Annotated in this window: 14 protein-coding genes, 1 tRNA gene, 2 pseudogenes and 1 other annotated feature; of the genes and pseudogenes, 3 read left to right on the forward strand and 14 right to left on the reverse strand. The window is 43.0% G+C overall.

Features of this window, described 5'->3' with window-relative positions; translation table 11 throughout:
- Positions 1 to 109: 109 nt before the first annotated feature.
- The 4 genes from RM049_RS06045 to RM049_RS06060 all read right to left on the reverse strand — a co-directional run bounded on the left by RM049_RS06045 (position 110) and on the right by RM049_RS06060 (position 2,312).
- Positions 110 to 922: a pentapeptide repeat-containing protein gene (locus tag RM049_RS06045; protein WP_322700774.1), complete on the reverse strand. Its 813-nt coding sequence runs from the start codon at positions 920 to 922 to the stop codon at positions 110 to 112.
- A gap of 10 nt (positions 923 to 932) precedes the next feature.
- Entirely contained in the window at positions 933 to 1,574 is a 642-nt protein-coding gene (locus RM049_RS06050; protein ID WP_292856419.1) for a hypothetical protein, read from the reverse strand.
- A 403-nt stretch (positions 1,575 to 1,977) separates the two neighbouring features.
- Positions 1,978 to 2,169, reverse strand: a complete 192-nt coding sequence (locus RM049_RS06055) for a hypothetical protein (protein ID WP_322703537.1) — start codon at positions 2,167 to 2,169, stop codon at positions 1,978 to 1,980.
- On the reverse strand, positions 2,166 to 2,312 hold the full coding sequence (locus RM049_RS06060; protein ID WP_322689299.1) for a hypothetical protein: 147 nt from the start codon (positions 2,310 to 2,312) through the stop codon (positions 2,166 to 2,168). Before RM049_RS06060 ends, RM049_RS06055 begins: the two co-directional genes overlap by 4 nt.
- A gap of 109 nt (positions 2,313 to 2,421) precedes the next feature.
- Here RM049_RS06060 and RM049_RS06065 point away from each other — a divergent pair.
- Both RM049_RS06065 and RM049_RS06070 read left to right on the forward strand, forming a co-directional pair.
- Positions 2,422 to 2,739 (forward strand): annotated as a pseudogene (locus RM049_RS06065) (nitrogenase component 1); the annotation flags it as partial.
- Between the two features lie 53 nt (positions 2,740 to 2,792).
- Positions 2,793 to 4,052 carry a glycoside hydrolase family 10 protein gene (locus RM049_RS06070; RefSeq protein WP_322703582.1) on the forward strand — a complete coding sequence of 420 codons (1,260 nt, stop codon included), beginning with the start codon at positions 2,793 to 2,795 and terminating at the stop codon, positions 4,050 to 4,052.
- A gap of 171 nt (positions 4,053 to 4,223) precedes the next feature.
- Here RM049_RS06070 and RM049_RS06075 read toward each other — a convergent pair whose 3' ends face one another.
- The 6 genes and pseudogenes from RM049_RS06075 to RM049_RS39225 all read right to left on the reverse strand — a co-directional run bounded on the left by RM049_RS06075 (position 4,224) and on the right by RM049_RS39225 (position 8,439).
- Positions 4,224 to 4,415: a DUF6887 family protein gene (locus RM049_RS06075; protein WP_190942379.1), complete on the reverse strand. Its 192-nt coding sequence runs from the start codon at positions 4,413 to 4,415 to the stop codon at positions 4,224 to 4,226.
- On the reverse strand, positions 4,412 to 4,588 hold the full coding sequence (locus tag RM049_RS06080; protein ID WP_292828677.1) for a DUF6888 family protein: 177 nt from the start codon (positions 4,586 to 4,588) through the stop codon (positions 4,412 to 4,414). Before RM049_RS06080 ends, RM049_RS06075 begins: the two co-directional genes overlap by 4 nt.
- A 5-nt stretch (positions 4,589 to 4,593) precedes the next feature.
- Complete coding sequence (locus RM049_RS06085; RefSeq protein WP_322703538.1) at positions 4,594 to 6,075, reverse strand: site-2 protease family protein; 1,482 nt, start codon at positions 6,073 to 6,075, stop codon at positions 4,594 to 4,596.
- A 306-nt stretch (positions 6,076 to 6,381) separates the two neighbouring features.
- Positions 6,382 to 7,404 carry a spore photoproduct lyase family protein gene (locus RM049_RS06090; protein WP_322703583.1) on the reverse strand — a complete coding sequence of 341 codons (1,023 nt, stop codon included), beginning with the start codon at positions 7,402 to 7,404 and terminating at the stop codon, positions 6,382 to 6,384.
- Positions 7,405 to 7,507: 103 nt separating this feature from the next.
- Positions 7,508 to 7,864, reverse strand: a complete 357-nt coding sequence (locus RM049_RS06095) for a hypothetical protein (RefSeq protein WP_104900334.1) — start codon at positions 7,862 to 7,864, stop codon at positions 7,508 to 7,510.
- A 218-nt stretch (positions 7,865 to 8,082) separates the two neighbouring features.
- Positions 8,083 to 8,439 (reverse strand): annotated as a pseudogene (locus tag RM049_RS39225) (hypothetical protein).
- Positions 8,440 to 8,538: 99 nt separating this feature from the next.
- On the opposite strand from RM049_RS39225, the gene RM049_RS06105 reads away from it, so the two are divergent.
- Positions 8,539 to 8,919: a hypothetical protein gene (locus RM049_RS06105; protein ID WP_322670155.1), complete on the forward strand. Its 381-nt coding sequence runs from the start codon at positions 8,539 to 8,541 to the stop codon at positions 8,917 to 8,919.
- Positions 8,920 to 9,027: 108 nt separating this feature from the next.
- Positions 9,028 to 9,083, reverse strand: a sequence feature (23S ribosomal RNA rRNA prediction is too short).
- Between the two features lie 190 nt (positions 9,084 to 9,273).
- On the opposite strand, the gene RM049_RS06110 is transcribed toward RM049_RS06105, so the two are convergent.
- The 4 genes from RM049_RS06110 to RM049_RS06125 all read right to left on the reverse strand — a co-directional run bounded on the left by RM049_RS06110 (position 9,274) and on the right by RM049_RS06125 (position 12,409).
- Positions 9,274 to 10,242 (reverse strand): ATP-binding protein, encoded by a 969-nt coding sequence (locus RM049_RS06110; RefSeq protein WP_322703540.1) that lies wholly within the window; start codon positions 10,240 to 10,242, stop codon positions 9,274 to 9,276.
- A gap of 77 nt (positions 10,243 to 10,319) precedes the next feature.
- Positions 10,320 to 11,753: a vWA domain-containing protein gene (locus RM049_RS06115; RefSeq protein WP_322703541.1), complete on the reverse strand. Its 1,434-nt coding sequence runs from the start codon at positions 11,751 to 11,753 to the stop codon at positions 10,320 to 10,322.
- A 294-nt stretch (positions 11,754 to 12,047) separates the two neighbouring features.
- On the reverse strand, positions 12,048 to 12,227 hold the full coding sequence (locus tag RM049_RS06120) for a hypothetical protein (RefSeq protein WP_322670160.1): 180 nt from the start codon (positions 12,225 to 12,227) through the stop codon (positions 12,048 to 12,050).
- Between the two features lie 113 nt (positions 12,228 to 12,340).
- Positions 12,341 to 12,409: transfer RNA gene (locus RM049_RS06125), tRNA-Phe, on the reverse strand.
- Positions 12,410 to 12,411: the final 2 nt, after the last annotated feature.

Consider the following 12,411-nt stretch of genomic DNA (forward strand, 5'->3'; position numbering starts at 1 on the left):
GGGCAGGAGGCAGGGGAAGAATTTTGAATTTTGAATTTTGAATTTTGAATTTTTAACTTTTGACTAATGACTAATACCTATTAACCTTTTCCCCAAACCCAACTCTGAGTTAAAAATGCACAAAACGAGTGATATTAGGCATAATTGTTTCTTGAAGATTTACGCCGCTGAGGTTAGCTCCCCGAATGTCGGCTCCTCTAAGGTTAGTTCCTCTAAGATTCGCTCCTGCCAAATTCGCATCTCTAAGGTTAGTCCAACTCAAATCAGCTTGACTCAAATCAGCTTCACTTAGGTTAGCCCGCAACAAGTATGCACCACTGAGGTGAGCCTTGGTCAGATTAGCTTTGTATAAGTCAGCTTTGTAAAGATAAGCCCCTAAAACATCTGCTTGGTACAAACTCGCTTCACTGAGGTCAGCTGCAATCAAATTAGCTTCAATCAGGTTGGCAAAAGTGAGGTTAGCCCGAATCAACTTCGCTGCACCTAAATCGGCATCTCTCAAGTTAGCGCTTTTTAAGTCAGTGCCAATTAGATTAGCAGATGCGATCGCAGCACCTCTAAGATCCACCCCACTTAAGTCAGCTCCAATCAAATTGGCATAACTCAAATCTGCCTGCGTAAGTATAGCGCCACTCAAGTTAGCAACACTGAAGTTAGCCGCACTCAGGTTAGCTTCATTCAAGAAGGCTTTATAAAGGTTGGCACTACTGAGGTCAGCACCACTGAGGTTTGCCCGTACAAGTAAAGCATTACCCAAATCAACTCTTCTCAAGTTTACCCCTTGGAGGTTTGCACCTCTGAGATTATCGCCTTGCAAATTCGCGGCGCTCAGGTCTGGTTCAATCTGGGGATTTTTCTTTCTCCACTCAATCCATTTAACTGCACCTGCTTTGAGTAAAGTTAGATGCTCTCGATTTGCCATTTTCTCTTTTTTACTCCTGACGCCCACCCAGAGAATTTACCCGACCAGCGACACTTTCAATAGCCGTTAATGCTCCTGCTGCTCCTGCTAGGATATCCTGTTCTTGTCCACCTAAGTAAAGCCGTCCAAAACTACCTACAGCTTGAACTTCTAAAATGTTAATCCTCGCTGCTTTTTCCGCTTCATTGGCAGCTAGTGCGGCGTAAGCAGCAGGCTCCACTTCTAATACATACAGCGTTTGACCTGCTAGTAGTAGCTGTCCTCGGCGCGTGCGATTAATCAGTTGGGTTTGATAAGCATCGATGTTGCGGATAATCTGACTAGAAATAACCCGCGGTTTCAGACATTCCTCTCTTCGGACTCCCAGTGCCGCCAAAATAGCTTGACCAGCAGCTCTGGTTTCGCCTTGGGAGCTAGAATGAACTTCCAATAGTCCATATAGTCGTTCCACTACCTGTACTCCCGGACGGACAGAGGCAGATTTTAGGGCGATATCCGTAATTTTATTAATTTCGATACCAGGAGATATTTCAATCCACAGTGATGTATCTCCTGGTAATGGTAAGAAGCCTTGGGCTACTGTTCCCATATATGCTGCATGTTGAGGTTGCAGGCTGTCGAGAAATACGAAACTGCGTAATTCTATGCCCAAGATTTTGCTCTCCAGTGGTGAGGGTAAAAGTTATCTATATGCGAGATATAAGTGCCTAACTTGACAATATAGGGTATAAAAAAGCGCAAAATCTGTTAAACGGATCTACACCCGTATGTCAAATGGCAATTATAGAAGCTAATGCTTATTTAAAAGACCATTGTCGTCTTGGGATAAAATCTACTTTGAACGGACGACATAATTTTTGTTTAACACGGCTGCTTTGTAAACATCTTGACCCTTTTACATTACCCCAGTTTTACCCCAAATATTTCCCCAACATCTCCCAACTGGAATCGCAAGGAATTTAGATACCAATAAATAGACATCTTGCAAAAGTAACAAATGCCAAGATGTTGGTAAAAGGGACTCATGTTAAAGGGTAAGGGAAAACTCCATACCTTTACCCTTTACCCGTAACCCCATTCCCCACAAGTATTTTCACAAAGGCCCGTAAGTTCTTTTCTTTATCCTCCCAATCAGGTAAATAAGCAGATACAAAGCCCTTAAACACTTTGCCGTGGTTTTGGATTTCGGTGAGATCGGCAATGTTCGGCAAAAGGGGCGATCGCGATTTTTCTGGTATATCTATCAAGTACTGGGCAAGTCTCCTTCTGGTAAGACATTATCTATGCTGAGTACCCACGGTATGCCTTTGTCAATTGGAGAACTGAGAGTAATTTTAGCTCTATTGGCAAACTGTTTTAAGCGATCGGCAAATTGGGGAACAGTTTTCATGATATTGCGATAACTTTCCATGCTATTACAAATCAGGATCGACGTCAAAACGCCACTATTGATTTGGAAATACCAATGACAACTTGATAACAAAATCCGTGTCATGCGATCGCTAGGAGTTGAAATTCACGCAGCAGTGACAACAACACGCTTTCCTTTGCTCGAAAAACTGCCGATCGAGAGCGTCACTATCGGCGATTTGGAAGACTTTGAGCAATTGGCGGTTGGGTATGATTTACTCATTACCAACTCTCATGGAGTGGCGATCGCTTAACGTTTAAAAATTCCTCTCTATCGTCAAGGGATTCCGATTTTTGACCGCTTGGATAGTGGTCAGTTCTGCAAAGTTGGCTATCGAGGTACTATGCAACTTTTATTTGATATTGGCAATCTGTTTTTAGAGCAGGAAACAAAGGTTAAGCATTAATATTATTTATCATGCCAATGTTTCCTTCACTGACACAGACATTTTAAATCATGATGAAAAGGTTTGTAGAGTGGTGTGTTGAGTTTTCCTCTTGGTGGAATATTCGCCAGAGTAGAAAGTCTCTTTTGTTTATCGTTATGCTTACCTTGAGCGCGATCGCGACACTGATTTTGTCGTTCCCATTGAACGCTCAAATAAATCTGCCGTCAACGCCAAAAGCTGAGTTAAGGGGAGTGTGGTTAACAAATATTGATAGTGATGTGTTATTTGAGCGCGATCGCCTCAAGGGATCTTTGCAACGCCTTGATGAACTCAATTTTAACACCATATATCCGGCGGTTTGGAATTGGGGATATACATTGTATCCTAGTAAAGTTGCCCAAAAAGTTATCGGGCGATCGCTCGATCCCACACCCGGACTCAAAGGGCGAGATATCCTCAAAGAAATTGTCGATGTGGGACATCAAAAAGGGTTAACAGTAATTCCCTGGTTTGAATTTGGCTTTATGGCACCAGCGGATTCTCTATTAGCTAAAAATCGTCCCCAATGGCTCACCAGTCGCAGCGATGGGACTCGGATTGTCAAAGAAGGGACACATAATCGCGTTTGGCTAAATCCCTTTCGCCCAGAAGTACAACAATTTATTCAAGATTTAATCGTTGAAATTGTTAGAAACTACAATATCGATGGTATTCAATTTGATGACCATTTTGGTTTACCATCAGAATTAGGATACGATGCTTATACAGTAGCACTTTACAAAAAAGAACACGGTGGTAAAGCTCCCTCCAAAAACTTCAAAGATCCAGAATGGGTACGCTGGAGAGCTAATAAAATCACCGAGTTTATGAAGCGGGTATTTACAGCTATCAAAGCTACTAAAAAAAATTGCCTGGTTTCCGTTGCTCCTAATCCTCAGCGTCTTTCTTACGATTTCTTTTTAGCAGACTGGCAGAAGTGGGAACGGCTAGGAATCGTCGAAGACTTAGTTTTGCAGATATATCGTGATGACTTGAATGTTTTTATCAGCGAATTAGAGTATCCAGAAGTGAAAGCAGCCAAGAGTCATATTCCAGTGAGTGTAGGCATTTTGGCTGGGTTGAAAAACCGATCTATACCAATGCAGCAGATTCAAACACAAGTGCAAAAAGTACGCGATCGCAATTTTGCTGGAGTTTCTTTCTTTTTCTATGAAACCCTTTGGAATATGAGCAAAGAAAAACCTCAAGAGCGTCAAACTGCCTTTCAGAAAATTTTTCCCACACCAACAGCTTACCCGAATTTGCTAGCAGGTTGGAAACCTTTCAGTTAATTTTCCTCACAAGGTGTCTGTGAACACATCGCTTAATTTAAGCGAAGGTTCACCCCTTTGGGGTGACGCTCGCAAGCTCGCTAACGCTGCGCTAACGTCAGTCGCTCATGGGGGAAACCCCCAAGACTGCGCTGACTCACCGACAATCACTTAAGAATCTTTCATGGTAATTTAACTAGCTTGCTGTCCAAACCGTCTTTGTAAATCAGCCTCCGCTTCCTCAATAGTCATCGGCATCTGTTTTGGAGATTGGGCACGTCTCCTGTCGATGTAAATATGAAATGCTTCATCGTCGTTGCGATGCTCCAAAATATAGGTTCTGAGCTGCTCTAAAGGCATTTGTTGAAAGTTAGGTTTTGTCATAACCAAAGAATTTCTCCAGTTGGTGTTACCTCAGCTTCGATTGAATTATTCGCCAAGATATAAATATTTCTGGTGCGCTCGTCTAATCTTACAAGGTCTATTCTTTTATAAACTCTGGTAAGTTGAGCGCACACCCGAATTGCGGATATTGCTTGTTTGGGTGTAGGCTCCATAAACACTATCCTATTCCCAAACGCCCAGCCAGACCAGGAGTAAGAGGTAGAAGCGTGGTAATCATCAAGAAGAGAGCCAAAAGCCCCAAAGCGGCTCTAGCATCATCAGGTTCAGTGACTTCATTCAAGCTAGGGCGTTCTTGATCTCGTTGCAAAAAGAAAATTACGATCGCCCAATACATGGCAAGAGTATTACCGAGAGACACTAGCGCTAGTAAAATTAAAGTTGCGATCGTTGCTCGTCCTGCGGTTTTGCGTCCATAAATCGCCTGAATAATTCGCCCACCATCTAGTTGTCCTGCTGGCATCAAATTCAAAGCGTTAATTACTAACCCCAGCCAACCAATCACTACTAGGGGATGAACGCTTACCAAGGATGACTGCAACGCCGAACCAAGGACAACTCGCGCCAAGCTTCCCACCAAAATCGACCCTTGGAAAAACTGATTTGGCAATTGAAATAAACTACCTGGATGAGAAAGCAGCAAGCCTGTCACCAACATTAATAAAGAGACAATACCACCTACGGCTGGCCCTGCCAAAGCGATATCAAATAATACCTTGCGGTTGGGCAACAGAGACTCAAAGCGGGTAATTGCACCAAAGGAGCCAATTTGCACTGCGGGGAGAAAAAAGGGCCAGCTAAGGCGAATTTGGTGACGCTGGGCAAGTAACCAATGACCAATTTCGTGAGCTACTAAAATCGCAAATATTCCCGCGCCTATGGGCAAAGCTTCTTGAAACCGCCCTGGATTGCCAAAAAAATCAAAATTCAGCAGTAATCCCGCAGCTTCTAAACTTGTGGCGATGGTCGCTATCAACAGAACACCTGCAAAGGCTTTTTGCGATAACAACATCGGCCGGGGATCGTTGCGGCTCGGTAGGACAATTACCACAGGTCTACCGTCTGTATTTTCCACTAAAAACAGACGATATTTATCGCCAAGGCGTTGTTGTAAACTTGCAGTTAGACGGTTGTGAGTCTCTTCTGGTTCTCCCCGTAGATTGCCTTTAAAAATGGCTCCATCTTGGTAGGCGATCGTTTCTGTAGCAAAAAATGTATCGATACCGAAAATACCTTTAACTGCATTCAAGTCTTCTTCTGGTATCGGTGGGATCTCCGGTTTCAGTTCTGCTACTTTTGGTTGTGGGGAATTTGCTTCAAGTGAGGAAGCAGCAGCGAGTCTTTCTGTAGCACGTTGCTTGAGGATGGTATCTTGCCCAGCTTGGCGTAACTGTCTGCCCAAGTAGACGTACAATCCGGCGGAAGTCACCACTAAGAACAATATACCCGCTATATTGATGTAAATCCCTGCGGCAAACAATCCAAAAAACAGCAGCCAAGGAGTCATCAACACCACCGACTGTAACCAGGCTAAGATTCCCAGTTTACCAAAAGGTCTGGCGCGATAAAAGCCCCAGCCCAAAATGCCTAAAGCTACCAGTAGGATTGCCGCCAGGATAGAAGTTTCTGATAAAGTAAACATCTCCAAACCTTTGCTATTGAGACTAAGCCAGAACAAGTCCGGTATTGCAGATACACTTAATAATGTATAACGCCGCCTGTAATCTGCCCAAATTATCCCGCTTTGCGTGGGCGTAGCCAAACCCAGGCAACGGGTAAAAAAGTTTGTAGTCAGGACTTTAGTCCTAGATTTTTAAGCACGCTTTGTGCTTACTACAAACCCATCAAAATTAATGGGACAGACCACAAAGAGCGATCGCTATATGATGCGATCGCTCTCTCGTCCAATAATTAATTTGCTCAAACTCTATATGAGCGAAGTATTCTTCTAAGTCCAATAAAGAATTTCAGCATTTGGAAAGCGTTTACTAATCTCACTCTCAAAAAAGCTACGTAACGCCTTCATTGTGTCTTTCTCATAAACGTACTTCGTCCCGCCAAACTTATTACGCTTGACACTGCGTTTTGCCTCATCCATCTCTAATTTTGATTGCGGATACCAAGTTTGTAACACTTCTTTTGACCCAGGTGTGAACCGATGCGAGATTAACTCAAAGGTAAGGTTACAGTCAAAATCCAGTGCCTCGTTTATCTGCTCAAACAAACGACTATAGTGCATTTGCCAATCGTCTATCGGCATAATTGGCGCAATAACCAAGCCTACTGGATAACCGCCACCGCCACGCTCTTGTGGTAGCGCCAACCGTCGCAATGCATTCAGTCTGGATGCTACGGATGCCGTGCCACCTTCAAACTTACCAGAAATCGGTGCGGCATTAACGCTCATCCGACAGCGAGTATGCCCATTGTGTGGTAAATCGAGTAATCCATCCACAGCATCAAACTTCGATACCCAACGTAGATGTGCATTAGGACGAGTGCCAAAGTAACGGATACATTCAGCAAGACTTCCAGTTAAATGCTCAATACCCAATGGGTCTGTATAACAGCTAACTTCAAAACTTGTGGTTTTCCCCTGTTGTTCGTAGTTAGCTAAATTCTTTAATATCTGCGGTAAGTTAGCAAAAACGCGGATGACAGGTGGCCCCGACAAGCTACCCGCTAGGTAGCAGTATTGACAATGAGCCGGACAACCCTCGGCAAGGTGAAACTGCCAATCCGCAGAAGGTGGGATCGGACTCAGTTTAAAAGAACTGGGTGGTGCAGTAACCACCGCTAAGGTACGCTTGGCGATGTTATAAGTATCCCGCTCAGATTCACCACGCAGACCCTTCAGGCGGTTCTGTGATAGTTCTTCTATTGGTAAGTTGAGTGACTGCACACGTTTAAGAATCTGCTGCCCCCAATCCTCATCTAGGGCAGTAGGTGTAAACAGTACCCGTTCAGGTATCCACAACCTTGGCGATCTTGTTTGTGTATCTGATACTGAAACTTGGTCTGTAATGGTATTCAGCAATATCTTTCTCCGTTATTTAGTTTGCTGATTTCTGCAATTAATTTTCCAGGACTTGCTTAATTCGTCGCTCTAACAAATCAAGATCCAAACTGCCTTCATCACGGTTAATTCGGCGCACAGTCGAATTAACATTAGCTAAATTAACCAATAAATCTTGAAGAATTTCCTGCTGTTGACGGGCTTGAGTAACTTCGCGTGGTTCTTGTACTAAATCACGCACGATGGTATCTTCAGCGCGAGAGGCGATAATTGGATCGTTTTGCCCTTGAACGTGAACAAAGGTTCGTCGCCCAGGCCCTCGTTCTTCTTCTATTGGTATAACTGCTGTTACTTGATCAGAACGCACATATTTTCCAAATCCCAAATGAACTAGTTCTGATGAGAGTATTTTCATATAATTGAAGCGTTATTTTTATGTCTTACTTATATTGTAAAATCTAGGGAAGTGACTTAAAGCCATAGAACATACGGGTTATACCCAATTCACTGTAGTAGTTTCCTTTCCCAATTGCTGGTTGATATCTCTATTTCAGTCACACTATTCCTACCAGCTTTCGGACTTGTTCTGGGGTTTCACTGGCAGGATATTTATCTTGCTCTGATTTAATATCCTTATCTGCGATCGCGTCCACTTAGGCAAATGCCAGAACTGACAACAGTTAAATCAGTTTTAGCGATCGCACTACTATGGCGAACACCATCAGCAGTTGTCCAATCGACTGTCCAGTAATCGCTGCGATCGTGGAATTGATTTAAGGTACCGCTACAACCGTTGCTGTTTTTTCATCCACAGCCTGAAAGATGCCCCAACCTTCAAATGTTACTAGGCTTTGGGCTGAAGGTGTAAACCATTCCGGCTACCCGTGTGCAAACTCGTCCACCTTTGACGCAGGGCGCGAGAAATTGGGTGGTATGTAATTGTGCTTCTGCACTAGCTATTTGGTTGATTAGCTTACGGATGTCAGTCATCATTATCTCTATTTACGCATAATTACTCAAGATATTCTCAGTATTAGAGTATATAAAAAACATGATTGTCGGACAGTAAACCCAAAAAATAGAAAAATAATGACTACCCAAATACAACAAATATCAGAATCCCGAAAAAAGTTAGCATCTGCTTACCGTGCAGTTTACGCAATTGGAGTTTTGAGTATTTTTCTAAGCATAATATTCTTTGTTGCTGGTAGTCGATTGCCCGATCATCTAATATTGGTTTTTTGTTCTTTATTTATTGGTTTACTCTATTTAGTTCTAGGTTTTTTTGTACAACGTAAATCAAAAATTGCACTAGGTATTGCAGTAGGATTGATGTCGCTAAATGTGTTAACAGGCATTTTCAATATGATTCAAACTGGTAAACCGTTTGGCTTGATTGTTCCTATGATATTTTTAGGTCAGACTATAGGAGGATTTAAAGCTATAGAAGTATTAAAGTCAAAAACTTGAAGTTAATTTTAATTTTGTTAATCAACAGCCTCCTACTTATAAAGTAGTAAAATTCCTGCGTGCAAGTTGGTGGAGCATTGCGTGTTCTCAGTTACTAGAGGGACTCTGCTGGTGAGTTGTTACACACTCTTTAAAGGATGGCTACTTTTAAGCCTACCTCCCAGGTTCTTCGTACTCCCCGTTCACACACGCCCACTGTATTTGACAGTGTTACCTTTCCTCTCGTACTAGTATGTAGGCTCCAAGAGTTGGGTCACGCAGGATATTAATATAATACAAGATGCTACACAAGAGTGGAAGAGATGAAAAGAGAGATTTTACAGTAGTGCGATCGCTGCATCTTGTCAGCAGTATTTAAGGTTTAGCTACTGTCAAATAACTGTCTTTGAGAACAAATGCAAAAGAACCATTATTAATCATTCCAGGCGATCTAATTTGCCATACGCACATATAATAGATTACCTCTGAATCAGCATGATCCTTTGGGATGGCAAGCTTAATGGGTATATCTGTAATTCTAAAATTAGTTTCTTTGAATATAGGCAACTTGCTGGGAATAGACCAGTTTTTACTAAGATGTGTAAAAGATATTTTCTCATCTTTCAAACTAAGAAAGACATTATCTGTCATTGCTAAACCAGCAGAGTTAGATAACTTTAGAGCAGAATCTATAAATACATCCATTACAGCATAGGATGCAGGTTCTTCTGCTCTATTCTCTACAACAATAATCATATCTACTTCTTCAGAGAATGGCTGGTCTTGAGAAAACTGTATTGGGGCAGTATCTTGACCACTCAAATAAAAATGAAAGTGTAAATCAGGTGTTGTTGCTCTACGGAGAATATCTCTGATTTCATAATCCTCCATTGCGACAGACTCAAAATTAAAACGTTTGTAATATCTATTGTCGGCAGCTTGATGAGGCGCTATTGTTGTAGCTTGAGGAATTGAAACTACATACAATACATGACCTGGGCTAGTAGTAACTAGTTCTATTTGCTTAATAAGAAGTTCATTGATACGAGGATGAATGATTGAATTTATAATCTGTTCTAACCTCTCTTTTGACAATGCATTAGGATCAAATCCTGTATCAATTTCAGTGGGGATATGCCCATTTTCTTTTATACCGTAGATAATTATGCCTCCAGCAGAATTAGCAAAAGCTGAGACATCTTTGCTAAGTTCTTTTTTCTTTCCCTCAGTAAGTGGAAAGATTGCAGGGCATTCCTTATAATCAAGTTCAAGGCTTTCCTGAACTCTATCCTTAATCATAGAGAGAATAGTTTCTTCAGACCATTCTTTGAGTGGTGTCGTCATCGCTATCTTGAAAACTCGTAATTGAACGGAAAGCATTGCTTATCATTTATACTGACAAGCAATGCCACATTCTAACCTTACTTATCATCTCGCACAGGCAACGGCACATCCAAAATCTCCATCAGCAAATCCAGGCGAGAGGGGCGCGTCAGGAGTGGGACGATGTTCGGCAAACTGTAGTAGTCACCCGCAAAGGTGAACGTATCTACAGGTGCTTGCTGCTGCTTCAATTGACTCTCCACCCAGTTGTAATGAGTACCCACACGGACAATCACCACATTGGGCATTATCGCCAACTCCCGGCAGTAGTTCTTGTAGACTTCACCGAAGTAAGGAGCCGCATTTTCGCCCTCATCCGTCACCAAAATTATCTGGTCAACTACCTGCTTTTTCTTCCGCATTGCTTCCAATGCACAGCCGATGCTAGTACCACCGCCTGCCTTGATGTGCTGGAAGGCACGCTCCCAATCGCTTAACTCCTTGCCCTTTGCCGTAACAGCGTAAGGAATGGTGTCGAAGGCGTAGACAAACAGTTCTGCCTTAGTGATACCAGAGATTAGGGCAGCGAGTTGCAAACCCGTCGCGATCGCATTTTCCATTGAACCAGACTTGTCCACTAGTAAAGCAGTTGGACGAGCGATCGCACCACGCCGCTTTACCTGTTCGTTTGTCACCTTTTCCAGTTGAGCAACCGTGTCTGCGTCAAAATCTCCTACGTCTGCGGCAACCTGTGCTTTGAATGCTGAGACATGCCCACTCTTAGACGCTGCTTCTAGTTTGGAATCAATCAGCTTTTTAACTTGTGGATGATCCATTGCACCTCTAGTCTGGAGAGACTTGAGGTTGTTGATCGCTTCTTGTGGAGACATGCTGTTGATTAACGCCACCAAGACAACTGGTGTAAGTTGCTTGATTGCACCAACTGCGATCGTGTATGGAATTTTGAACTCCACAATCAGCTGTGCCTGTTCTGCGGCATTTTCTGCCTTAGCAAGCTGCTTCAGCACATTTGCCAAGGAACCCTCTGGAGGAGTATCGCCAAATAGAATCGCATTTGCCCGCTCATTTGGCTTGATGTGCAGTGAAGCGTATAAGTGCTTCATTGCTTTACGACCTCTGAGCGCAGCGCGATCGAACAGAGCCGGATTGCTCTCCCGTGCTTTTAGGTAACGCCGTACCGCAGTCCGAGCTGAACGAGGCAGTTTATTCTGCTGCTGCTTCATGAAGTCCACCACACGAGCCACCTGATAGGGTGGAAACTCTTGCAGCATCATAAATCCAGCATCTCGGTGTTCAGTCAAATTGCTAGTTAGCAAGTGAGCAACAAACACCTCCTTGTGGTCGCGGACATCACCATAACGCTGATACCAAACTGCCAAGTGTCCGTAGAAGATGGGATCGAGTTCAACAATTAACTGATGAATTTCTGCGACTTGCTCAAGTTTGCGGTGAGGAGTTGTCAGCAAACTGTTGAGCATTTCCAAACGCAGATCGCGTTCTGCGGTGTTCATTATGAACCTCCTCTAAGAATTTTGGATTTTGGATTTACGATTTTGGATTGCAATCAAAAATCCAAAATCTAAAATCTAAAATTGAAGGAGGCAGATGTTGCACGCGGGGCGATAAAGTCACCGCGCAAGTTGTGGAAGCATTGGATATAACTTATGCAGAGTTATGTAAGCTTCCGCGATCGGGGCGCGGCAACAACTGCCAAGTAAAAGGGACTGGGTAATGAGCGGAAAATTATCGAATTTGCTCTTACTCCCTAAAAGTAGTAGCTGCGTAAGCTGCCATCATATCTGCCGCTATTGCGACAGCACTTTTTGAAAGCAGCGACCAGAACCACAAAGACAAAGGTCATTGTTACCAAGTTTTTCCTGTAGTTCCTTGTCGCCATGAACAAGGCGATCGCCACGTTTAACAGCTTTTTCAGATGGGTAGCCACGACGACGTTTGCTCGATGGTTCAAAAGCAGAAATCGTCAAATTCGTCGAAATCTTCAGGCTCGATGTTGAAAGAATTAATCTTTTTCATCGTTCTCACCTCCATATTTAAATGAAATAAAATCGCTTCGTGCAAGTCGAAAAAGCTGTTGATTCACACACGGGATTTGAACCCGTAGTTGCTTGAGCTTCAGTCAAGTGCCTTACCATTCGGCTAGTATGTAAG

Source organism: Nostoc sp. DedQUE04, from assembly GCF_034530995.1.
Taxonomy (GTDB): domain Bacteria; phylum Cyanobacteriota; class Cyanobacteriia; order Cyanobacteriales; family Nostocaceae; genus Nostoc.